The organism is Brevibacillus sp. RS1.1 (genome assembly GCF_013284365.1).
Lineage (GTDB): Bacteria > Bacillota > Bacilli > Brevibacillales > Brevibacillaceae > Brevibacillus > Brevibacillus brevis_D.
On record NZ_JABSVA010000001.1, the window covers coordinates 931,025 to 952,679 of the forward strand.

Annotated in this window: 21 protein-coding genes and 5 tRNA genes; 9 read left to right on the forward strand and 17 right to left on the reverse strand. The window is 47.3% G+C overall.

Annotated features, from left to right (window positions below; translation table 11 throughout):
- The first annotated feature begins 133 nt into the window (after window positions 1-133).
- Both HP570_RS04325 and HP570_RS04330 read left to right on the forward strand, forming a co-directional pair.
- Window positions 134-934: a class I SAM-dependent methyltransferase gene (locus HP570_RS04325; RefSeq protein ID WP_173624980.1), complete on the forward strand. Its 801-nt coding sequence runs from the start codon at window positions 134-136 to the stop codon at window positions 932-934.
- A complete protein-coding gene (locus HP570_RS04330; RefSeq protein WP_173624981.1) occupies window positions 931-1,605 on the forward strand; it encodes a hypothetical protein in 675 nt (224 codons plus the stop codon). The genes HP570_RS04325 and HP570_RS04330 overlap by 4 nt, the downstream gene beginning before the upstream one ends.
- A 90-nt stretch (window positions 1,606-1,695) precedes the next feature.
- On the opposite strand, the gene HP570_RS04335 is transcribed toward HP570_RS04330, so the two are convergent.
- Genes HP570_RS04335 through HP570_RS04345 form a run of 3 tightly spaced genes read right to left on the reverse strand, consistent with a single transcriptional unit; the run spans window position 1,696 to window position 5,424 of the window.
- Window positions 1,696-3,213, reverse strand: a complete 1,518-nt coding sequence (locus HP570_RS04335) for an efflux RND transporter periplasmic adaptor subunit (protein WP_173624982.1) — start codon at window positions 3,211-3,213, stop codon at window positions 1,696-1,698.
- 24 nt (window positions 3,214-3,237) lie between these two features.
- A complete protein-coding gene (locus tag HP570_RS04340) occupies window positions 3,238-4,698 on the reverse strand; it encodes an ABC transporter permease (protein ID WP_142496410.1) in 1,461 nt (486 codons plus the stop codon).
- 24 nt (window positions 4,699-4,722) lie between these two features.
- Complete coding sequence (locus tag HP570_RS04345) at window positions 4,723-5,424, reverse strand: ABC transporter ATP-binding protein (RefSeq protein ID WP_015892175.1); 702 nt, start codon at window positions 5,422-5,424, stop codon at window positions 4,723-4,725.
- Between the two features lie 219 nt (window positions 5,425-5,643).
- Here HP570_RS04345 and HP570_RS04350 point away from each other — a divergent pair, with 219 nt between their 5' ends.
- Together HP570_RS04350 and pdxK are read left to right on the forward strand one after the other, a co-directional pair.
- Entirely contained in the window at window positions 5,644-5,817 is a 174-nt protein-coding gene (locus tag HP570_RS04350) for a hypothetical protein (RefSeq protein ID WP_007723176.1), read from the forward strand.
- Window positions 5,818-5,987: 170 nt separating this feature from the next.
- Window positions 5,988-6,815 carry a pyridoxine/pyridoxal/pyridoxamine kinase gene (pdxK, locus tag HP570_RS04355; RefSeq protein ID WP_173624983.1) on the forward strand — a complete coding sequence of 276 codons (828 nt, stop codon included), beginning with the start codon at window positions 5,988-5,990 and terminating at the stop codon, window positions 6,813-6,815.
- Between the two features lie 71 nt (window positions 6,816-6,886).
- On the opposite strand, the gene rarD is transcribed toward pdxK, so the two are convergent.
- Window positions 6,887-7,795, reverse strand: a complete 909-nt coding sequence (gene rarD / locus HP570_RS04360; protein ID WP_015892178.1) for an EamA family transporter RarD — start codon at window positions 7,793-7,795, stop codon at window positions 6,887-6,889.
- 286 nt (window positions 7,796-8,081) lie between these two features.
- Between rarD and HP570_RS04365 the strand changes: the two genes are divergently transcribed.
- Together HP570_RS04365 and HP570_RS04370 are read left to right on the forward strand one after the other, a co-directional pair.
- On the forward strand, window positions 8,082-8,990 hold the full coding sequence (locus HP570_RS04365; RefSeq protein ID WP_173624984.1) for an EamA family transporter: 909 nt from the start codon (window positions 8,082-8,084) through the stop codon (window positions 8,988-8,990).
- A 365-nt stretch (window positions 8,991-9,355) separates the two neighbouring features.
- Entirely contained in the window at window positions 9,356-9,721 is a 366-nt protein-coding gene (locus HP570_RS04370; RefSeq protein WP_173624985.1) for a glyoxalase superfamily protein, read from the forward strand.
- An 85-nt stretch (window positions 9,722-9,806) separates the two neighbouring features.
- Here HP570_RS04370 and HP570_RS04375 read toward each other — a convergent pair.
- The 8 genes from HP570_RS04375 to HP570_RS04415 all read right to left on the reverse strand — a co-directional run bounded on the left by HP570_RS04375 (window position 9,807) and on the right by HP570_RS04415 (window position 14,205).
- A tRNA-His gene (locus HP570_RS04375) sits at window positions 9,807-9,882 on the reverse strand.
- A gap of 17 nt (window positions 9,883-9,899) precedes the next feature.
- Window positions 9,900-9,986: transfer RNA gene (locus HP570_RS04380), tRNA-Leu, on the reverse strand.
- 9 nt (window positions 9,987-9,995) lie between these two features.
- Window positions 9,996-10,071: transfer RNA gene (locus HP570_RS04385), tRNA-Val, on the reverse strand.
- 33 nt (window positions 10,072-10,104) lie between these two features.
- A tRNA-Glu gene (locus tag HP570_RS04390) sits at window positions 10,105-10,178 on the reverse strand.
- An 8-nt stretch (window positions 10,179-10,186) separates the two neighbouring features.
- A tRNA-Ser gene (locus HP570_RS04395) sits at window positions 10,187-10,279 on the reverse strand.
- An 891-nt stretch (window positions 10,280-11,170) separates the two neighbouring features.
- Window positions 11,171-11,980: a hydroxyethylthiazole kinase gene (thiM, locus tag HP570_RS04405; RefSeq protein ID WP_173624986.1), complete on the reverse strand. Its 810-nt coding sequence runs from the start codon at window positions 11,978-11,980 to the stop codon at window positions 11,171-11,173.
- Window positions 11,946-12,488, reverse strand: a complete 543-nt coding sequence (locus HP570_RS04410) for a hypothetical protein (RefSeq protein WP_231850498.1) — start codon at window positions 12,486-12,488, stop codon at window positions 11,946-11,948. The genes thiM and HP570_RS04410 overlap by 35 nt, the downstream gene beginning before the upstream one ends.
- Before the next feature lie 280 nt (window positions 12,489-12,768).
- Window positions 12,769-14,205: an RtcB family protein gene (locus HP570_RS04415; protein ID WP_173624987.1), complete on the reverse strand. Its 1,437-nt coding sequence runs from the start codon at window positions 14,203-14,205 to the stop codon at window positions 12,769-12,771.
- Between the two features lie 181 nt (window positions 14,206-14,386).
- Here HP570_RS04415 and HP570_RS04420 point away from each other — a divergent pair, with 181 nt between their 5' ends.
- The 3 genes from HP570_RS04420 (at window position 14,387) to HP570_RS04430 (ending at window position 17,686) form a co-directional block, all read left to right on the forward strand.
- The gene (locus tag HP570_RS04420) at window positions 14,387-15,682 is read left to right on the forward strand and encodes a helix-turn-helix transcriptional regulator (RefSeq protein WP_041749529.1); all 1,296 of its coding nucleotides are present in this window, start codon (window positions 14,387-14,389) and stop codon (window positions 15,680-15,682) included.
- Window positions 15,669-16,478, forward strand: coding sequence for a WYL domain-containing protein (locus HP570_RS04425; protein ID WP_173624988.1), 810 nt, complete (start codon window positions 15,669-15,671; stop codon window positions 16,476-16,478). The genes HP570_RS04420 and HP570_RS04425 overlap by 14 nt, the downstream gene beginning before the upstream one ends.
- Before the next feature lie 101 nt (window positions 16,479-16,579).
- A complete protein-coding gene (locus HP570_RS04430; RefSeq protein ID WP_173625135.1) occupies window positions 16,580-17,686 on the forward strand; it encodes an N-acetylmuramoyl-L-alanine amidase family protein in 1,107 nt (368 codons plus the stop codon).
- Here the strand turns inward: HP570_RS04430 and HP570_RS04435 are convergent.
- The 5 genes from HP570_RS04435 to HP570_RS04455 form a co-directional block, all read right to left on the reverse strand.
- Complete coding sequence (locus HP570_RS04435) at window positions 17,671-18,147, reverse strand: hypothetical protein (protein WP_142497531.1); 477 nt, start codon at window positions 18,145-18,147, stop codon at window positions 17,671-17,673. The two genes, HP570_RS04430 and HP570_RS04435, sit on opposite strands and share 16 nt — an antisense overlap.
- 170 nt (window positions 18,148-18,317) lie before the next feature.
- On the reverse strand, window positions 18,318-18,974 hold the full coding sequence (locus HP570_RS04440) for a YitT family protein (RefSeq protein WP_173624989.1): 657 nt from the start codon (window positions 18,972-18,974) through the stop codon (window positions 18,318-18,320).
- Window positions 18,975-19,252: 278 nt separating this feature from the next.
- Entirely contained in the window at window positions 19,253-19,819 is a 567-nt protein-coding gene (cobU, locus tag HP570_RS04445) for a bifunctional adenosylcobinamide kinase/adenosylcobinamide-phosphate guanylyltransferase (RefSeq protein WP_173624990.1), read from the reverse strand.
- Between the two features lie 12 nt (window positions 19,820-19,831).
- Window positions 19,832-20,608, reverse strand: coding sequence for an ABC transporter ATP-binding protein (locus HP570_RS04450; RefSeq protein WP_015892190.1), 777 nt, complete (start codon window positions 20,606-20,608; stop codon window positions 19,832-19,834).
- 8 nt (window positions 20,609-20,616) lie between these two features.
- The gene (locus tag HP570_RS04455) at window positions 20,617-21,654 is read right to left on the reverse strand and encodes a FecCD family ABC transporter permease (RefSeq protein ID WP_173624991.1); all 1,038 of its coding nucleotides are present in this window, start codon (window positions 21,652-21,654) and stop codon (window positions 20,617-20,619) included.
- Window position 21,655: the final 1 nt, after the last annotated feature.

Consider the following 21,655-nt stretch of genomic DNA (forward strand, 5'->3'; position numbering starts at 1 on the left):
GCGAAATATCCTTTACGATCATAAAGCTTTTTCACGCGCTAGATATAGTTAAATACTATCCGGTTTATAATTTATATAGATTTGACTTATATCTCCCTAGTCGGTAAAAATGGATGAAAAGGAGGGGATTCAGATGGTACAAACCAATCAATGGAATGCCGGACTGTACGACGCCAAAATGAATTTCGTTTCTGAATACGGCAAAGGGTTAGTGGACTGGCTACAGCCGGCTCCTGGAGAAAGCATTCTTGACTTAGGCTGTGGAACAGGCGACCTGTGTGCCGAACTATCGCTTGCAGGAGCATATGTGACAGGAATCGACTTTTCTGCAACCATGATTGAGGCTGCTCGCAAAAAATATCCGCCGTTTGCTTTTGAAGTAGCCGATGCGCATAGGTATCGTACAGATGTCAGTTACAACGCTGTCTTTTCCAATGCCGCACTCCACTGGATGAAACGCCCTGCAGAAGTCGTTGAAACCATTTGGTTGGCTCTTGCTCCCGATGGACGCTTTGTTGCCGAATTTGGAGGGCACGGCAATTGCGGACAAATCACAAAAGCATTACGGACTGCTTTAGCACGAAGAGGAATATCTGCTGATGAGCGCTCACCTTGGTATTTTCCAAGCATTGGAGAGTACACGACCCTTTTGGAGAAGCAAGGCTTCCATGTCGTATTTGCCTCCCATTTTGATCGTCCGACAGTCATGGCTGATGGGGACTTGGGGCTTTCGCATTGGCTGAATTCTTTTTGCAGTCCTTTTTTTGCTGGACTGTCCTCAGATGATATCCAGCAAGTATGTAGGGAAGTCACTGACATACTGCGTCCTGCTCTGTTTCAAGAGGGACACTGGGTGCTCGATTACAAGCGTATTCGCGTCCTTGCCCATAAGAAATCAGAGAAGGATACTCTACAAGGAGGAGCTGTAAAATGACCAGGATTGCCTGTCTCCATGGACATTATTCGAATATTTCCCTCTTATCAGATGCGTTCGCAGCCTTTGAAGTAGAGCTCCTTCATTTTGTTGATCCAGGTTTACTCCTGCAAAACGCGGGAATTCCTGTCCATACCACGAAACAAGCACAAGCCAAATTACGTGAGCAGCTAAACTGGATGCAGAGCTGCGCAGTCGATGCAATCGTGATCACTTGCACGCAGTATGCCGCACTGGTAACACCAGAGGTTGAAGCAACTGCCACTGTCCCACTCTTCACGATCGATGGACCATTTTTTCATGAGCTTGCCCGTCATCCTGAGCCACAAGTTCTGCTGTTCTCCAATCCCGCTACTGTCCAACCTACGATGGAGCGTCTCGTGAAGCTCGCCCATTCCCACAACCTTCATCCAGAGGTACAAGTATCTGTCGTCGAAAATGCTTTTGCCCTGCTCATGGAAAACAAGCAAGAAGCGTACAGAGAAGCAGTAAAAGACGCCTTGTATCAGCTCCGCCAAACGTTTCCAGATCAACCAATTGCAGTGGCACAGCTCTCCATGGCACCTGTTGCTGATCAATTTGCAAAGGAAAACGACTGTAAGATTTCCCATCCTTTACATAGTTTGACGTCGAAAGTGTCTGCAACGTTACCATTACTTTTAAATTGTTGAAAATCGTATGCGCGTAAAAAACAGCCCCGTTTCCTTAGGTTTTTGGCCAGTGGCAACGGGGCTGTCTCTATAAACGAATTCAATTGGCTTTTACATGCCTTCGGCGTTGGTCACCAGAACCTCGTCTCCCTCTTTCAAGCCGCCTTTGATTTCAATAAAATCATAACCTTCAATCCCGATTTGTACGTCTTTCGGCATCGGATCTCCGGTGCTCGGATCTTTCACCATTACGGTACCCTGACCTGGCCCCAGAATTTCAACCGCATTGCTTGGCAAGCGCAGGACATTCTGTGCTTGAGCGACGATAATATCGTTGTCTCCCGTCATCCCATGCTTAAATTCAGCCTTGTCTAGTAATTCCACTTTTACCGCGAAACGAACTTCCTTGTCTTCTTTTTTTCCTTCTTTCGGAAGCTCTACGACTTTGCCTTTAAACGGCTCTGTACCAAATGCATACACGTAAACATCGACATTTTGTCCGATTTTAATCGCGGGAATATCAAGCTCTCCAACGGCTGCCATAAAGTAAACAGAAGTTGTGTCCATAATAATGGCCGCAGGTTCTGACCCTGGCGCTTCGCCTTCTTTTACACCTAGCTTGGTGATGACACCACTAATTGGCGCTGTTACTTGGTTCTTCGCAATTTCACGCTTTTTCTGCTCCATGTTCAATAAGGACCCTTTTAGCGCTAGTTCTTTTTCCATCAGCTCCATGCCGGACGCTTCCATATCCATCTTGAACAGTTGTTGCCCTACTTTGATTACATCGTCCTTTTTCACGTTGACCTTGCCGATTTTCCCGTAAGTACCAGCCAATATCTCCATTTCATCTGGCAGCTGGAATTCCTTCTGATTTCGGCTTACATATAAGAGTCCCTTATCATCCGTGTACTGTACCTCACCCTTGTCCCCAACATAAATGGCTCCAGGCTTCTTGACCAATACCTCGACATTGTGAATTCCGCCAGCACCTTCTACTTTTTCACCTATTCTATCCACTTCCGTGACAACACCATCCACAAAATACATGGAAGTCGGAATGAATACCTTCACTTTTGTACCTACATTGAAGCGTTCAGACTCATAGGAGGTAAATTGCCCAATAATTTTCAAATAGTCGGTATTAGCAAGTTTGGCGACTACTGTTTCTGGTCTGACATCTTGCCCTTCTTCCACTGTGACTTCGATGACTTTCCCTTCCTTGGTAGCCGTGATCTTATCTTTTTTCTGTTTAATTTCACTTAGTTCTTTTTTCGCTTTTAAAATTTCCAGCTCTAGCTTTTGAATCTCCAGCTGTGCATCCGAGCTGTCTATCGTGAACAAGACATCCCCTTTTTTCACAGACTGACCTTCCTTGACTAGCACACGTTGCACCTTGCCATTGAGCTCTGGCTTGACTTCCTCACGCGCCTTCGCTTCCACTGTACCTGCTGAGTTGATCGTCTTCTTGACCTCACCACGTTCCACGAGCGCTGTCGGGAAGTTCGGTTTTTCTTCTGGCTTTTCTTCTGTAACCTCTTCGCCCTTGAAGTACGAATAGCCGTAATAGCTTCCTCCACCAAGAACGGCCACGACCGTGGCGATAATGATCCATTTTTTCTTGTTCATCTTACGTTCCCCACATTTCATCACTTATTCAGATCGAATCGCTTGCAGTGCACTTAAACGAGATGCGCGGATTGCCGGGAAGATTCCCGCCAACACCCCAATAACAAAGGAGAAGCCAATCGCAAAGAGTGCCAGCCAGCTTGGAATGACCGCTAGCTTTGCCGGCTCAGCCTCAGGATCTCCTCCACCGCCATAGCCCATGTTCAGACTATCCAAAAGACCGCCAGACGCTCCGAAGTAGTTCACGAGCTCAACAGCTCCCCACGCCATGCCGAGACCAGCTAGTCCACCAATTAAGCCAATAAAGCCTGACTCCATTAAGAACAGCCAACGAATATTCAACACAGTGGCTCCGATTACTTTCATGATGCCAATCTCTTTGGTTCGCTCTAAAATCGACATGATCATCGTATTGACGATTCCAATAGTTGCGACAAGCAGGGAGATTGCTGCAATTCCTCCGAGGACCATCTGAATCACGAAGAAGAAGTTATTGATGGTTTCCAGCTCACGTGCAGGCGAATATACTTCAAAGCCATTTTCCTTCAACGCTTTGACTACACTCTCGACTTTTTCACGAGATTCTACTTTGACTGTAATTCTGTCAAATTCAAAGGTATCCTTTTTGGCTTTATCGCGTGATCTGCGCGATGCTCCCTCTTCGACTTCGTCACCTCGACTGCGCGTGACCCACTCGTTCAGCTCTTTCACTACGTTAATCGGTACATAAACCGCGGCTGACGAGTTACGTTCTTCTGACTTTTTCAATTGACCGACAACCTTCACACGCAGTTCTTTTTTCTCGTATTTCGGTTCATCGTCGATGCGATATTCGCGTGACAAGATGAGAGTCCCTGCTCTGTCTACGAGATTGAAGGTCAGTGCATCTCCGCCCCCTATATCAGGAGGTGGCATCTGGGACATTTCATGCCGTCCAGCTCCGGCTTTTCTTCGCCGTTCCTCGCGCTTTTCCTTTTCTATGTCACGCAATTCTCTGGATACATCGAAAGCAACCACTATTTCTTGTGGCGCCCCTGTCAGATAGCTTCCTTTTTCAATGTCATTTTTGCGATAGGCAGCCGACTCGTTCACATCCACCCCAATTAGCTGTACGTAACCTTCTCGTCTACCTACCTTTAATTTCGCTTGCTCTCGTAATTCTTTTATCGGCATAACTGCCTGAATACCAGGAATCTTTTTTAAATCCTGCACCGCTTGCATATTCAGCTTCCTGACCTTATCCTCTGGGACATCAATCCACTCGCCATTTTCCTCGTACCAGCGCAATGCATCGACGTCCATTTCTGTCAAGTTCCCGAAGTTCTCCAAGCTTTTTACCGCACTTTCCTTAAGCCCTAAACTAAGCGCCATCATCGCGACGATTGCAGCCGTCCCGATCATGACACCAACCGACGTGAGGGCTGTCCGTAGCTTCATTCGCCACAGATTCCTCCAGACGATGCGAAAAGAATCCATTACCTTCACTGTTTGTTCACCTCATACCCTCGCCTACGCTGGTCTTGTCCTTTTTTGTACAACCCGTCCGTCTTGGAGATAAATAACGCGGTCGGACTGTTCCGCGACTTCCTGCTCATGGGTAACGATGATGAACGTAGTCCCATTTTCCTTGTTCATTTCTCTCATTAAAAGGAGAATCTCTTGTTCTGTCTTCGAGTCCAGGTTCCCCGTCGGCTCATCCGCCAAGATGATGCCAGGCTGATTGACGAGCGCTCTTGCAATACTGACACGCTGCTGCTGTCCACCACTAAGCTCATTGGGTCTGTGGTCGATACGACCTTCCAACCCTACGCGGTGTAGGATTTCAGTTGCTTTCGCCCGACGTTTTTTCTTGCTTTCGCCTGCAAATATCAAAGGAAGTTCTACGTTTTCCAACGCTGTCAAATTTGGGAGCAGATTGTATGACTGGAAGATGAAGCCCATGCTTTTCCGGCGAAACATGCATAATTCGTTTTCGTTGTAGCTGGAAATCTCTGCTCCGCTAACCATGACACTCCCTTCCTCCGGCTTGGTCAAACCTGCAAGCAAATTCAAGAGCGTAGACTTCCCTGACCCCGACGAGCCGCACAGAGCTACGAATTCTCCCTGGTTGATATGAAGGTTGATATCATACAGCACGGGCACTTTGATTTTTCCCGTTCCGTAGCTGTGATTGACCCCTGTCACCGTCAGCTCTCCTGTTGAATTGACCATCGTTTGTCGCACCTCATTCGTTCTCTAAAAATGGAAGCTTTCGTAAACATCACATACTAAAGACGTAACATTTCGCAAAACGTAACGCTTCTTTCGGAAACATTTTACGATTTACAGAATAACCATGTTTTCTTCAAAAATATGTAACAGCTATGTAACCTCTTGCAGCCTGTTACGTATTACAATGTAGATGTCAACAAACCATGGAGGTCGAAAAAGATGACTATCTATCGCTTTTTATTTGAAACAGCAACACGCAGATGGGTTGAAATCATCAAGGCACCCAGTATGTTTGAGGCAGCAAAACAAGCCAAACAGCTTGCAACCAAGCGTTCCAAGTCCATGTCCACTACCATCAGCTTCTCTTTTCACCACGCTGCTTCTCAAGCATAAATGCACACATACATAAACCGCTTTCCCTCTAAGGGAGGCGGTTTTTATATTTTGGGGATATTATTGACAGCACCGATTTCTTCCTCTTTAATAGAGAGAGAGGCATTACAGCGCATGACAGTATAGATCCGCTTCGATTGTGCAGCGGTATACAAAGGGAGATAATCACAATGACCATGAAGAAAGCACTCACCATTGCAGGTTCCGACACCAGCGGCGGAGCTGGTCAGCAAGCAGACCTCAAAACGTTTCAGGAGCTTGGTGTTTTCGGGATGACCGCCCTCACCGTTATCGTAGCCCAAGATCCACATAACGAATGGTTTCACGAAGTGTTTCCGATCGATGTTGCGATCCTAGAAAAACAAATCGAAACCGTACTCGCAGGAATTGGCGTAGATGCTGTAAAAACAGGGATGCTCGGAACCACTGAATTGGTTGACCTCGCTACCCGTAAAATAAAACAATACGATTTGAAAAATGTTGTCGTTGATCCTGTGATGATCTGTAAGGGTGCAGATGAAGCACTCCATCCAGAAATCGCAGTCAGCCTGCGCGAAGTTTTGCTCCCGCATGCAACAGTTGCGACTCCTAACCTGTTCGAGGCTGGTATTCTTAGCCAAATGGGCGCGCTGAAAAGTGTCGATGACATGAAGGAAGCGGCGAAGCGCATCCACGACTTCGGCACCTCTTATGTCGTGGTAAAAGGTGGAAGCAAGCTTCAAAGCGGAAATGCCGTAGATGTTTTCTATGACGGGAAAACGATCGAGGTAATGGAATCAGAGCGCTTTGAGACGAGCTTTACTCATGGTGCCGGCTGCACATTCTCAGCTGCAATCTGTGCTGAATTGGCAAAAGGAAGCTATGTACACAACGCAGTAGCTGTTGCCAAAGAATTTATTACCGAAGCGATTCGTCACTCGTTTGCGCTCAATCAATATGTGGGCCCTACTAATCACGGCGCGTACCGCATGAAAAAGCACGGCGAAGCGATTTGCTAATCACATCTTGGTAAGCAAAAACTCCTGACCAGCTCCGAGTCTTTCTCGGCGGGCCAGGAGTTTTCTTATGGTTACGCTTGTTTTTTGATAGCAACCTCGGGATTGATTGGGGCAGCTTTTCGTTTAATACGTACAGAAGACACTGTAAATACGATGAGCGCAGACCAGATGAATCCAAAGCTGATGAAATGTGTTTGAGTGAAAGGCTCACCGAACAAGAAAACAGCTGATAAAAGCGATATCGTAGGCGCCAAGTATTGAATGAAGCCCACAACGGAAAGTGGGAGTCTAGTCGCTGCTTGGGCGAACCAGTAGAGCGGCATGGCAGTAGCTACCCCCGCCAGTGTCAGCAACAAAAGTTGCCACCACGCTAAGGATGTCATCGTCTCTGTCCCATTAACCTGTAGCATCAACAAATAACCGAAAGCAATAGGGGCCACAAACAGCGTCTCCCACGCCAGTCCGACCATCGCCTCCAACCGGACGAGTTTTTTCGCCAAGCTGTAAAAAGCAAAGGTCAGAGCAAGTGATAAAGAGACCCATGGAATCTCACCGTACTGGAAGGTGATGAACAGGACTCCGAAAGCCGCGAGTATAAGCGCGAACCATTGCCCAGCATGCATTTTTTCTTTTAAGAAAAGGACTCCAAGCAGTACAGTGATGAGAGGATTCATATAGTAACCAAGACTCGTTTGCATAACATGATTGTTATTCACTGCCCAGATAAAAATAAGCCAGTTTGCGCTGATTAGCAGTGAACATATCGCTAATGCTCCGAACATTTTAAAACCAGTAACCGCTCCCCACATACTGCGCCAGCGTTTCGTTACCTGAATAATGATTGCGACAAAAATAACCGACCAGACGATTCGATGAGCGAGTATCTCCCATGCCCCCATTGCCTGAAACAGCTTCCAATAGAGCGGGAGTAACCCCCAAGCCAAATACGCCACAATTGCATAAATAATCCCCTGTCTCATCCTGCTCCTCCATGTGTTTCGCCTTCTCTTTCTCTATAGACGACTTTTAAACTTCTTCTCTATGAAGTAGTGTAACGGAAATACGAAAAAACAGCTATGTATTCTCACGTAAAAGAAGGTGTCCCCTACACTTTCATCCGTTACCATATTACCAATGTACGCAGCTATCTAATTACCTTAGTAGCATAGTAAAGTGCAGACAAAAATTTTATTGTACCACTTTTATACCTGTAGTACAATAGTCATTATTCTTCCGAGTTTAGTCATACGAAAGGAACTTTTACTTATGACATACTGGCGATCTATCTTTTTAGTTTTACTCGGTGCGTGCAGCTACGGTGTCCTCTCGATCTTCATGAAGCATGCTTTTCAACTCGGCTTTACGCCGTTTGAAATGAGTGGAAGCCAATTGATTTTTGGCGGATTGATCATGACGGTCATGGCCATCTTTTTCTCCAAGCAACGGTTTTCGTTCAAGTATTTGTTGCTTTTGGCACCAGCCAGCCTCATGATGGCCTCAACCAGTCTTTTTTACCATCAGGCTGTTAGCCGGGTTTCTGCTTCGCTCGCAATCGTTCTCCTCTTTCAGTTTACCTGGATCGGCGTTTTGCTGGAGGCGATTGTGGATCGCAAATGGCCGACCGCTGAAAAATGGGTGTCTCTGGCTATGCTTGGAGCAGGGACCGTTCTTGCAAGTGGACTTAGCGAAAGCGGAATTCAGAGTGTAGACATGGTCGGACTGATCTTCGGTCTGATGTCAGGCGCGACCTTTGCCTTGGTTATTTTCTTTAGCGGGCGAATTCTTCCAGGAATGGACCCCTACTTGCGAAGCGCGATTTCGATTAGTATGGCTGCCCTGATGCTCTCGATCGTTTATCCACCAACTTTCCTGGTAAATGGTCAGCTTCTGCAAGGTTTGCTGCCGCTTGGTCTTTTGGTTGCGATCTTCGGTTCGGTCATTCCCATCTTCTGTTTGGCTGTCGGTGTGCCACGGATCGGCAATGGACTGGCTACCATTTTAAGTGCAGTCGAGCTACCCACTGTCGTGCTCTTGTCGAGCTTCGTACTTCAAGAGACTGTCTCTCTCCCTCAATGGGGTGGCGTATTCATGATCCTTGCTGCCATCTGCGTACCGCAAGTAAAATGGCGGAAACTATTCTCCCCTTCTCACGCCCTCGAGCAGGAAAGAATGTAGCGCCGTTTCTTATAACCGCATACAAAAAGCGTGCAGACGAATTGGCTCTGCACGCTTTTTTGATGATGCTCCCTCTTTTTATGGAAGGAAGGTAGAATCTTTGACTCGAATTTATTTACAAAGACTGCCACTCTAGGGGGAAAGCCTGCTGATTGGGATACGCAGCCACCGAAACTCGCCGTGCTCTTCTCCCTATTACAAGAACAACCTCAGAAGATACAAGCCGCTTACAAGGATCGATTAGAAGCAGAGTTTCCCGCAACGGAATCTGACATGCATACGATTTCACAAGTGCTTGTCCGAACGATTTTTCACGAAGGGATGCACCTCGCCTCCCTCAATACAATCCGGAGGTGTCTAGGCAAATGAATCAGATTATCACGCCGATTTTTCGTATGTTTGATGTTGAGAAGGCAAGAGAGTTTTACGTGGATTTTCTAGGTTTTCAAATTGATTGGGAGCATCGTTACGAGGATCATTTTCCTTTATACATGCAAATTTCCTCTCCATCGTGCACACTTCATCTGTCTGAGCATCACGGGGATGCTTGTCCTGGCTCAGCGATTCGCGTACAGGTAGAGAACATTGAGCTTTTTCATCAGTCCCTGTTGCGCCAAGAGTACAAGTATGCTCGTCCTGGTTTAGAGGAGACGCCGTGGGGAACGCGTGAAGTGAGCGTGACCGATCCTTTTGGAAATCGCCTTCACTTTTATCAGCCAGATCACTCGTAAACAAATACAAAGAAAGCCCAGCCGGAGTTCCTTTACAGGAGCCACCGCTGGGCTATTTCATTTTTACATTTTGAACATAAATAGATGGGGCGATCGATGGGACTTGAACCCACGAGTGCCGGAGCCACAATCCGGTGCGTTAACCCCTTCGCCACGACCGCCATATATAGGGTTTGCTTGGTGCGGTCGAGAGGACTTGAACCTCCACGGTGTTGCCACCACTAGAACCTGAATCTAGCGCGTCTGCCAATTCCGCCACGACCGCATATAAAAATGGTGGAGGCTGACGGGATCGAACCGCCGACCCTCTGCTTGTAAGGCAGATGCTCTCCCAGCTGAGCTAAGCCTCCAAATCACCTACAAGATGTAGGGATTTTTCTAAGTGACCCGTAGGGGATTCGAACCCCTGTATGACAGCGTGAAAGGCTGCTGTGTTAAACCGCTTCACCAACGGGCCAAGTATGATGGCGGATGGAGTGGGATTTGAACCCACGAGACGGTTCGACACCGCCTACACGATTTCCAATCGTGCTCCTTCGGCCGCTCGGACATCCATCCATTGAGCCTGCAAGCGTTCGCTTCGGCAAGAATTAATCTATCATATTCACAACATGATATCAAGTGATATTTTGAAAGTTTTTCCCTTTGTCCATCTCCGAGCCATTCATGTCAGGCGATTATCTATCGAATCGAAACGAAAAAAGGGAGATTGCCTAAAGCAACTTCCCTTCTTGTTCAATATGATACAAGTAGTATTCCTTTACAAGACGGAGTGATGTTAGTTGTCAAAAAGAAAACACCGTTCAGTAGGCTTCCCCTGTTTGTACGGAAACTGGTGTGGGCCTGGATGCTCCGGGCCGGCTGCGCCAATTGATAATGTCGACAGATGCTGCAAGAGGCATGATGAATGCTATGTAAAGCACGGCTATTTCTCTTGTCACTGCGATCAGGAGCTCGTACGCTGCCTTCGAAATAAAGTAAACAACACAACGGAAAAAGGGAGAATGGCCGGAATCATCTCGAATTTTTTCTCTCGTACAGGGTGCTTTCCCAGCAATCCTCGCTAGCCTTTTCTGAATCGTTTTCCTTGTCAGTTTTCATCCAAAAAACGGTAACAACTTGGACATGATTCAGACATAATTACCTTGTTTTTCCTTGTATTTTTTTGGTACTCTATTGAATGTCCAAGGAGGGTACGCAGCGTGGAATTGCACATACGAACAGACGCCAGTGTGGCACTGACGTTAAAGAGAGAAATTATTTGTCATGGTATTTCCCGTTTTTATGTCCGTCCATACGATGATGATCACGTTGAATTTATATTCCTATCACTCTCAGAGCATCAGAAGAAGCTGCTGTCTTATTCACTACGAAATTACAGCTACTGTCTAACATATCTAGCTTAATCGTTCTACGGCCATTTTTCTCCCCTTTTTTAAAGGGGAATTTTTATTCCCTTTTTTCGATGTATCCAAAACGGCGAACATCGTCTGCGGTCAAGTTATGCAAGGCATTCAAAAATTCGATTTGGAAACTGCCTGGACCTACTCCTGCTGCTTTCTCGGCTGCCAGCTGAGCAGCAACACCGTAGCATACCAATGCCGCAGCTCCTGCGATCAGCTTGTCTTTTGCAATGGCTGCAAACGCTCCCATAACAGACGTTAACAAACAGCCTGTTCCGGTCACCTTCGTTAAGATTGGATGACCATTATGGATCGAGTAAGTCGTTTCTCCGTCCGAAATAACGTCAACCTTGCCCGTAATCGCAACGATTGTTCTTAGTTTTTTCGCTGCTGCTCTCGCTAGGTCCTCGACATCTCCGCCTGCTTCCTTCGCATCTACACCTTTAATCTCCCACCGCTCCCCGATAACGTTCGCAATCTCGGCAGCATTTCCTCTTATGAGGGCTATATCTAGTTCCTGGGCAAGACGTTGACTTGTCTCGGTTCGATACGATGTTGCTCCCGCCCCCACCGGATCAAACAAAACAGGCACTCCATGCTGATTCGCGGATTTTCCTGCGATTAACATCGCTTCGATCTCGTGCTCATTCAATGTCCCTATATTCAATACAAGAGCTCCGGCGATCTTTGCCATATCTGCCACCTCTTGTTTGGCGTACGCCATGACAGGGGATGCACCGAGAGCTAACAAGCCGTTCGCTGTAAAGTTTGTGACAACTACGTTCGTTATATTATGAACGAGTGGATTTTCCTCGCGCACTTTAATTAGTAATTGCCCGATTGTCTCCAGAATCATGATCGTTACCCCTTTCCTCCTGAACAGAGACTCGTGGAATCATCTTGTACACCTCGATGACTTCTCCTAATATAGAATGCTCTTGTATGACGCCAATGATGATATACGTGTGTTTTAAGATGGGTAATTCGCGCATATTCGCTACGATTTTCCACACCTTCCCATCATCATCCGTCACACTAGCACTGAACGAGACTCTTCCCGCCCCTTCTTTCAAGATATCCACGGCATCAAGCACTCCGCATATTTTCATCCGATCATCTGGATGCATGATCCGGTTTTCCTCGACCCATTTTAGCTTCATTTCTTCTACTTTTAGTGTTTTCCATCGATCAAGGAACTCCCAATCCTTGGAATGCGGAAATATATGCTTCGTTTGCTCAAGGAAGGTGTTGTACTCTCCGTGTAGCTGATCTACATAATCATCTACATCCTCAGAAATCACGCGAATCGAATTTTCTCCGCAAGTACGGATGTGGTGAGCCAGGTATTTGAAGGACTCGATCATATCAAAGTTTCCCCAGCCCCAGGCCTGTTCGCCGAAAACTCCCCCCCGGGTTCGGCATTTTAGGCAGGTGAAGTAATAGTATGTAGGCATATCTGTTCCCCTATCTCCCCTATTTTGTCTCTCTTTTGGTATCGGTTGAGGAAGCGATGCAATTTATGTTACATTCGAACCTATTTTTTGAAACTTTTCAGCAATTTGTTCACAATTTAATTCCTGTATTTTAGTGTAAGTTAAATCACAAAAGGTGGCTCCCCCAAAATTTTCAGGAAGCCACTCTTCATTATACTCCTTTTATGGCAATAAGAGGGTTACATTTTGCTACGACAGTGGCAAGATTTGCTCCCACAACGGAATCAATGATTTGATCCACATCTTTATAGGCTTGCGGGCATTCATCAAGGATGGAAGCGAGCGAACGGTGATTCACCATGATCTCATCTTCCTGTCCCACGCGCATTGCCTGCTCGAATTGATCGATGGTCACAAGCTCCTTGGTTGCTTTGCGGGAACGAACACGCCCTGCACCATGACAGATCGAATAAAAGTTTTTGGCGCCAGCCTCCGATCCAACCATGATATAGGACGATGTTCCCATAGAACCTGGAATCAATGCTGGATGTCCCGTTTTACGGTAAGCCTTCGGATTTTGGAAATGGCCTGCTGGCAACGCCTTTGTCGCTCCTTTGCGGTGGACGAGCACCGGCGAATTGCGATGGAATTCTTTCAAGGCGTAATTATGCATCAGATCATACAGCACTGGTGTACGCGTCTCTCTACCAAAAATATCGCGAAACGCCTGCTCTACTGAAAATCCAATCATATGCCGATTCGTTACCGCAAAGTTCAGCGCGGAGTACATCAAATTCAAATACTGTTGCCCTTCCTCGCTTTGGATCGGAGCATACACCAGGCTTGGCTCGGGATTATGAATCCCCCATTTGTACATGACTTCTTTGAAGCTTTTGGTGTAATCCCTCCCTAACATAGCCCCCCACGCCCGCGAACCGGAATGAATCATGATGACGACCTGGCCGTCGAACAGTCCCCACGCTTTCGCAATTTCCCTGTTCTCCTCCGCGATCTCGATATGCTGGATTTCAATAAAGTGGTTACCGCCCCCTAATGTTCCCAACTGGCCCCAGGCACGACTCCAAGATTTTTGCGGTATTTGCTCCAGGAAGGAATGGTCGAATTCAAATGTGTACTTTTCCACATGCGAGAAAGAACGGCTAAAGGTGTCAGGCGCTGCTTCTGTGTCTGGAATGTAGTTGCTCGGCAGTCCTTGTAAGCCATGCTTCACCACTTCCTCCAAGCGAATATCCGTAAAATGCGTATTTCCCCGCTCGTTTGTCGGGACGTACGCTTCGATCGCCTCGATCAATGCCCGCTTTAGGCTCTTGTCTTTGAGGTCGTCTCGATGCAAGGGAGTCAGATGCACACGCATTCCACATCCAATGTCTGATCCGACGATGGATGGCGAGACAAATCCATCCGACAGATTCCAAACCGCTGTCGTCCCAATGCAAGTCCCAACGCCTACATGCGCATCAGGGGTATACGAGAAATAAACATTTCGCGGAATACGCAAATTATTGTCTGCCATTTGGTATACGCGTTCACCGAAGCTCGCAAAGACTTCGTCATTCGCAAAAACGTGCACATTTCCATGCTCCAGCTTCACTTCACGATGGTTGTTTCCATGCAAAATTGTTTTCATCATTATTTCTCCTGTCTCTCACAGCTGCGCTGTTTTTCATACCCTTATTTTCCATCTGCGCATGTGATTTGAACATGGTAAAAGTATTACGAACCTCACTTTCTCATTGACTTCTCTCCAGCCTCTTCGTAATATGAGGACTAATTTGGAAATAAATGACGAGTGAATAAGGATGAGTGTAATGGCACGCGAAAGCTTTGACAAAGAGCTGCAATTGCTCCGTCTCCTGTTTTTAACCGCTGGTGCCTACAATCGGCAACAGTTAGCCGAGCGACTCGGGATCTCCGTTCATACGCTTGATAAAACGATGAAAAAGCTGAAGGACATCCAATCGACCTTTTATCAGCATGTCGGCGATGAGGAGAAAAAAGAGTATTACACGCAGCTTCGTTACAACTATTTTGAGGTGACGGACAATTTCTTGATGTTTTTGTACCATGCGAAATCATTGAAGGATTCGGAAGTAGAGCGACTTTCGCACATCTTGGAAAAGCTTAAACAACAGCCCCTCTCCATTAAAGAATTACTGGAGACGTTTGTAGATACAGAGCCCGATGAAAAAACAATCCGCCAGGACATGAAATACCTCGAAGAAATTGGTGTGATAAAAAATGTTAGTGAGGTCAGACCGTACGTTTATCAATTCGATGACGAGCTACTGGACTCATTGACGGACGATGAGCTTTTGGATCTGTACGATTTCATCGACTTCATGGCCAATACCCAACTACCGGCTGTCCCTGGTTATCTTCTGCAAGAAAAAGTGAAACGCTATCTCAAGCATCGCTTGAAGTTAACCGATGCATCTGCGTTTTTATACAAATATCATTTCGTCTCACGTATTCTCGATGAATATCAAGCTTTACTTCTCACGGAAGCCATTCGTCAGCGAAAAATCGTTGAATTTCACTACTACACGCCCAAACGCCGGAAGTTTTACGATTCTCAAAATACGAATCCGACTTTCCAACGGGATACAACAGGGCAACATCAAAAAGCAATTCCACTCCGGGTTATTTTTGATCATCAATACGGCAGATGGTACTTGCTGGCACAAGGATGCGGCAATGGTCCGCTGCGCAAATACCGTGTGGAAGGTATGACCAAGCTCGTAACAGGCAAATCCGTTACGCCGGAAATCTTCACTTCCTTGCAAGCAAGTGCAGATGAGCGTATTGCGCACAGTTGGCTGATTGATACCGGAAAACTCGTAACGGTACGCCTTCGCTTTTTTCAGCCTCGCGACACGCCTCATTCCTTTATCCAAGAGCGAGTGGAGGCACAGGGTCAATGGGGGATTGTGACAGAAGAATCACGGGAGAGCTTTGTATACGAGATAAACGTGAACAGCACGATGGAAATTACACCATGGATTCGCAGCTTCGGTTCGAGCGTGGAAGTTCTTGAACCGCTGTTTCTTCGCAAGCAATTCCAAAAAGAATGGGAGGAGCTGCTCGCCTACTATGAATCTGTTTGACAAGATACATAATTACCAACTAGTGACACGACTGGATGAAGCGGGGGTTTATCCAGTCACCTCACACGAAAAAGCGTGGCTCTCCCTGATGCTGGCGAATCCGTCTGCGGCAGAAATTTTCGAGCCCGCTACACTCGATAAGCTTCGCCGTTTGACACATACGCCAGAAAATGAATGGACCGAACAAGAACGATTCGTGGAAAAAGCGCAAACACAGGCCAAACAGCTCTGGAGCCCACTCGTGCGCCCCCTGCGACGAATCATTCTCGGCAAGAATCACATAAAAATAACCGCAGCCACGAACAAAGGCCCGGTTTTTCGCAATCAACGAGGGGTTCCCTACAAGCTGGAATATTCACTTGCCAAGAAGGCCTGGTACCTGATCTGGCTAAACATGTCTACCAATCGCCTGATCACGACTCCGCTGCATCTCATTCGCTCCGTCGATGAGCTTTACATAGAAGATGTATGGTATGACAGTTTTTTACCGGCTATTTTGGAACAGATCCAACAGCGCAAGCAGATGGCAAAAATTGTGGTCATCCGTCGTTACAACGCTGAGCTCCAGCGCATATTGTACGCGTTTTCTTGCTTTGACAAAGAGGTCGCTTTTGACCCAGAATCGCAGGTGTACACGATCACCCTGCACTTTCTTTCCGACGAACAGGAGTTTATTTTATCACGCATTCGTTTTCTCGGCCTGCGGGTAAAAGTAGTAGAAAACGATCAGCTCAAACAGCGAATGGCAGAGTCGGCAACGAACGCCTTGGCAAGATATACCGAAACTCCATTTTAATTGTCCCAAAAAATCAGGAAATCATACCCTATTCGATTTCCTGCATTTCCCTTATCATAGTTCAGGTGAGATATAGCTAATCCAAGTCAGAGGTAGAAATGATGAAAACAACATGTAAAAAAGCGTCTCTCCTATGTGGGCTATGGCTTATTCTGTCATGGCCGTTTCATACGGAGCCGGCGCAAGCAGCAAGTGTCATTCAGGCAAAGGTGGTCGCGACCTCTCTGAACGTTCGCAGTGAACCAGCCCCCAATGCCTCTGTTGTCGCTACCGTGCCGCAAGGAGCCGTCGTGACCATTACGGATGAAGCATATGGTTGGGCAAAAATTAGATACAATCAAAAGGTAGGCTGGGTCGCGGGGTATTACTTGCAAAAAGGAGCGGTAACGAGTGCGGGTTCAGCTTCTTCACCAGCCAAAACAGCCACTGTCAAAGGCCAGCAAGGTACGGTTTTGGCCGATTCGCTTCGAATGCGCAAAGGACCAAGCACGAGCCATGAGATTGTCCTCTCGCTACCTAGAGGAACCCGTGTAGATATTTTGAAAAAGCAAGGTGACTGGATCCAAGCGAGAACTTCCAATGGACAGACAGGCTGGGTGTCTGCGACATATATTGGCGATGCCAAGGCCAACGCTCCGGTGACCAAAAGCACCAAATCGCCAGGCTTAAAAGGAAAAGTCATCGTCATCGACCCGGGACATGGCGGTTCCGATGTCGGGACACAGGGAACGAAGTGGAACAGCATGGAAAAAACGTTGAATTACAAAACGGCCATGCTGCTCGCCAGCAAGCTGCGACAACGGGGTGCGCAAGTCTTCATGACGAGGACAAGTGACACAGAAAAGCCTTCGCTAGCGCAGCGTGTCGCTTTTAGCGAATCAAAGGGAGCAGATGCCTTCATTAGCATCCATTACAATTCTTCTGTGAAGCCAAATAGCGGTACCCTCACGTTTTATTATTCGCAAGACAAGGATGAGCCATTAGCTCGAGCGATTGAGTCTCGCTTGGCAGGTGGCATCGGTTTAAGAAGCAACGGCATTTCATTCGGCAATTATCACGTCCTGCGCGAAAACAATGATCCGTCCGTCTTAATTGAGCTTGGCTTTCTATCGAATCCAAAGGATGAAGGCATCGTCCGTTCATCGTCCTATCAGGACAAAGCTGCCCAGGCGATTACGGAAGCCCTAGCAGATTACTTCGGGCGATAATCGTACGGCTGGACATTGTAGGAAAATAGCTTCCGCTCGAATTTCCCTTTGGCACCAATGATCTGATACCAGGTCTCGCCGATCAACAAGTCGGTAGCGAAATCTTTGTCCAGCAGATTGGTGATCGTCTCCATGACCGCTTTTTCATTGTCCTTTTGGATTTTCAACGACAAGGCCAAGACGAAATATGCCTGGTCTTCTTCCATTTCCAACAGATGCAAACGGGCTGTACCGCGGCGTTTGGCGTTGAAACCCTCGATCACATTCGACAGCCCTTTTTTTGCCTGCACTTTATACTTTGTCGCTTCCTTCCAAGAGGAAATAACCGCATCGTACAACGAAAACGTCAGGATGAAATGGCTAGCGTAATCGTTCGGGCTAAAAGGCTCCGGTCCCATTTGCTTCTCATCCGCCGGTATGACGACGAATGCTTTATAGTTGCTAAAAAACGGATCGCTCATGGCAGGTCCTTTCCATCGATAGTATCTGTGTTGGTTAGTATCCACTAGGAAAGCAGGATATTATGTACAAAAACGGTCATAAACACTCAAAAGACCAAGTCGACATGAAAACCGACTTGGCCTTTTGCTTGCTTTTGTATAGGCATGTTTTTCAACTGAATATCTACTCATTACTGGTGGGTCATCGAGACGCTGCCATGCCCGTGCTCCTCTTCCATGACCTCCACGCCTGCACCATGATTGACGGTCCAGGTGATGACTTGGCTGGAAATGACAACGGCCAAAATGGTATACATCATCTCTTTCATCGGTACGAACCAGAACGACATGCAAAGCACAATAACGTCCAGTAAAAGAAAGACCGTACCAATGGACAATCCCGTGTACTTACTGATCAACAGGGAGAAAATATCGTCTCCACCTGTCGCAGCTCCATAGCGCAGAACCAATCCGGTACCTAGCCCGGTCAATACACCGGCCAAGACAGACGCCAGCGGCATCATTCTGCTCATATCCATGACAATCGGTGAAAATCGTTCAAACAAATCGTAAAACACGGTAAAAGCAAGTGATGCAAAAATGGTGTCCCAAATGAACTGGCGGCCTCTTACTAACCAGGCAACCAAAAACAGTGGAATATCCAGCAAAAGCATCACCATCGCTGGCGACAAGTCAAAGGCGTATTTCGCCAGTAACCCCAAGCCAACAAACCCACCTTCAGACAAATGGTTCTGAAAGTTAATGTGATAATACGCAAAAGCAAGTAAACAAGCTCCAAACAAAATCATACTATAACGCTTAGATAACTGCAGCGCTCTCCTCATCATGGTTTCCTCGCATTTTTGTCGGTTTAGGCACAGACGACCAACCGACTACCGAGGAACATCGCAAGTATAAGTCGCTATTCATACAAATGGCCTCGCTTTCGTAGTAGATTAGTCGTCTTCAGTGACGATCGACTACTACGAAGCTAGATGTAGGAGAGGTCAAAACGTTTCCAGATCGTCCTATGGGGACGCATGGTATCCTGATCCCTTCCATGGCTTTTCTTGTATTATATCATAAAAAAGGTGAAAAGACGACTCGAAACCGTCTTTTCACCGCGTTAAAATCGGAAAGCTTGTCCTTTTAGTTCCACCGGAATCCCTGCTGTGACAAGAAAAACTTGATCGGCAACAGCTGCCACACGCTGATTCATCAGCCCCGCCAAGTCTCGGAACATACGGCCTAACGGATGTTGTGGGACGAGTCCGTCGCCCACTTCGTTTGTCACCAGCAAAACGGTGCCATGGTAGTCTTTTAGCTTGTTTACCAGCACATCCACCTGCTGGAGCACACCCTCAAACGACTGCTCCTCCTGATCATGCAAAAGCCAATTGGAAAGCCAGAGGATCAAGCAATCAATCAAAATCACTGTCTGCTGTTCTTGTATGTCCTTTTGTGCTCCGAGCTTCGTCAGCCATTCTGTCAATGCATACGGCTCCTCAATCGTTTGCCAAGGAAAGTTGGACTGCAAGCGGCGGTCGCGATGGTGCATGATCCGCTCTTCCATTTCCTCATCGGTGATTGGCGCGGTCGCGATGTAAACACCTGAGGAGCCCAAATGTGCCGCGTATTTTTCGGCAAACGTGCTTTTTCCGCTGCGTGCTCCACCTGTTATCAGTACGATCATGCTTCTTTCTCCTTACACTTGCGATTGCAATATAATTTGCGGCAAATGATGGACAGGATGCTCCATGACAATCGGTCTGGTTCCGTATACAGCCTCTATTCTGTCACTTTGCAAAATGTCTTTTGGTGTGCCGACGCTTATCTGCTTTCCTTTATGCAGCATCAAAATACGATCGCAGTAGAGGGAGGCCAGATTCAGATCGTGCAGCACAGCAATGACCGTCACCTGGGTCGTCTTTTGCCATTTGCGCACGATGTCCATAAGCTGAATCTGGTACCCGATATCGAGGTAAGTCGTGGGTTCATCGAGCAACAGCACTTGAGGTCTTTGGATCAATGCCTTCCCCAAAGCTACGCGTTGCTTTTCCCCACCACTCAACTGATCCAGTGTGCGCTCTTCCAAATGTTCAAGGCCGAGCATCTGTACGATTTCATCAATGAGCGATGCGACATCCTGCTTCTCTTCCCCCAGCCAATTTTGGTATGGAAAGCGCCCCATCTCCAACACCTCTCGGACACGAAAGCCGACTGGCGGCAAACCCTCTTGCTCCAATACAGCCAGTATTTTGGCAAGCTCTTTGCGCGGATAGGAATGAAGCTTTTTCTCCTGAAGCAAAATATCTCCTGCATCTGCCTTGATGACCCCTGAAATCATTTTCAGCAAGGTGGATTTACCACTTCCATTTGGTCCGATAATGCCAAAAAATTCTCCCTTGTCCACGCAAAAATCGATTCCGTGCAAAACTGGCGTATCCTGATACGATTTTTGCAAGCTGTGCACATTGATCATTGCATACGTTACCTCTTCCTAAAGCGTTTATTTTGCTTCAATAAATACGCGAAAAACGGTGCACCCAGAAATGCAGTCACGACACCGAGCGGGATTTCCGTTGGACTTAGCAGCATTCTGGCGAGAGTATCAGCCCACAGCACATAGATACCACCGCAGATCGCAGCCATCGGCAGTAAAATTCGATAGTCAGGACCGACAAGCATACGGACGAGGTGCGGTACCACCAGGCCAACGAACCCGATAATTCCCGCGATAGAAACCGCCGCTGCCGTCAGGAGTGTCGAAACGACCAGAACCACCAGCTTCGTTCGATCTACATGGACGCCGAGATGCGCAGCCTGCCGCTCGCCTAACGCAAATAGGTTCAAGGAACGCGCATAGCTTACCAGCACCATTCCGCCTATGACCAAGTACGGAATCAAGACATACGTGAAGGCCCAGCCCCGAAATGACAAGCTGCCCATCAGCCAGAACACGATCTCATTCACCGTCTGATCCGATAGCGACACCATAAAGGAAACGAGTGAGCCGAGAAAAGCCTGCACCACAACACCAGACAAAATCAGGGTCTCCGTTTGCAGCTTTCCTTGCGTGTTCGCGAGTCCCAGTACGATCCATAAACTGAGCAGTCCTGTAAGAAAAGCGACAACAGGCGTGCTCCATGCACCCAAAAAGCTGATTTGTAAGCCAAACAGGATCAAAAAGGCTGCTCCGACAGCAGAACCTGATGCCACGCCCATCGTAAACGGATCGGCGAGCGGATTACGCAAAACTCCCTGAAAGCCCGCTCCCGCAAGTGACAAGCAAGCACCAATCAAAACAGCCAATACAACGCGTGGAAAACGAACCTTCATGACAATTTGCTCAGATGACTCCGGCCACGTTACGGTGATCCACTCAGACAAGCCCGAGATTTGGTGGAGCAGGATGAGCCATACTTGCGAAATGGGAAGGTGTGCCGCCCCCATCGAGATACTGATGACTATTGAAGCCAGAAGGACGAGACAGCTGGCTCCTCCCCATATGAACAATCGTTTCTTCATT

Excerpts from the sequence above, each read along its gene's own strand:
- HP570_RS04325 (WP_173624980.1), top strand. The coding sequence starts at position 134 with ATGGTACAAACCAATCAATGGAATGCCGGACTGTACGACGCCAAAATG.
- HP570_RS04330 (WP_173624981.1), top strand. The coding sequence starts at position 931 with ATGACCAGGATTGCCTGTCTCCATGGACATTATTCGAATATTTCCCTC.
- HP570_RS04335 (WP_173624982.1), bottom strand. The coding sequence starts at position 3,213 with ATGAACAAGAAAAAATGGATCATTATCGCCACGGTCGTGGCCGTTCTT.
- HP570_RS04345 (WP_015892175.1), bottom strand. The coding sequence starts at position 5,424 with ATGGTCAATTCAACAGGAGAGCTGACGGTGACAGGGGTCAATCACAGC.
- HP570_RS04350 (WP_007723176.1), top strand. The coding sequence starts at position 5,644 with ATGACTATCTATCGCTTTTTATTTGAAACAGCAACACGCAGATGGGTT.
- pdxK (WP_173624983.1), top strand. The coding sequence starts at position 5,988 with ATGACCATGAAGAAAGCACTCACCATTGCAGGTTCCGACACCAGCGGC.
- rarD (WP_015892178.1), bottom strand. The coding sequence starts at position 7,795 with ATGAGACAGGGGATTATTTATGCAATTGTGGCGTATTTGGCTTGGGGG.
- HP570_RS04365 (WP_173624984.1), top strand. The coding sequence starts at position 8,082 with ATGACATACTGGCGATCTATCTTTTTAGTTTTACTCGGTGCGTGCAGC.
- HP570_RS04370 (WP_173624985.1), top strand. The coding sequence starts at position 9,356 with ATGAATCAGATTATCACGCCGATTTTTCGTATGTTTGATGTTGAGAAG.
- thiM (WP_173624986.1), bottom strand. The coding sequence starts at position 11,980 with ATGATTCTGGAGACAATCGGGCAATTACTAATTAAAGTGCGCGAGGAA.
- HP570_RS04410 (WP_231850498.1), bottom strand. The coding sequence starts at position 12,488 with ATGATCGAGTCCTTCAAATACCTGGCTCACCACATCCGTACTTGCGGA.
- HP570_RS04415 (WP_173624987.1), bottom strand. The coding sequence starts at position 14,205 with ATGAAAACAATTTTGCATGGAAACAACCATCGTGAAGTGAAGCTGGAG.
- HP570_RS04420 (WP_041749529.1), top strand. The coding sequence starts at position 14,387 with ATGGCACGCGAAAGCTTTGACAAAGAGCTGCAATTGCTCCGTCTCCTG.
- HP570_RS04425 (WP_173624988.1), top strand. The coding sequence starts at position 15,669 with ATGAATCTGTTTGACAAGATACATAATTACCAACTAGTGACACGACTG.
- HP570_RS04430 (WP_173625135.1), top strand. The coding sequence starts at position 16,580 with ATGAAAACAACATGTAAAAAAGCGTCTCTCCTATGTGGGCTATGGCTT.
- HP570_RS04435 (WP_142497531.1), bottom strand. The coding sequence starts at position 18,147 with ATGAGCGATCCGTTTTTTAGCAACTATAAAGCATTCGTCGTCATACCG.
- HP570_RS04440 (WP_173624989.1), bottom strand. The coding sequence starts at position 18,974 with ATGATGAGGAGAGCGCTGCAGTTATCTAAGCGTTATAGTATGATTTTG.
- cobU (WP_173624990.1), bottom strand. The coding sequence starts at position 19,819 with ATGATCGTACTGATAACAGGTGGAGCACGCAGCGGAAAAAGCACGTTT.
- HP570_RS04450 (WP_015892190.1), bottom strand. The coding sequence starts at position 20,608 with ATGATCAATGTGCACAGCTTGCAAAAATCGTATCAGGATACGCCAGTT.
- HP570_RS04455 (WP_173624991.1), bottom strand. The coding sequence starts at position 21,654 with ATGAAGAAACGATTGTTCATATGGGGAGGAGCCAGCTGTCTCGTCCTT.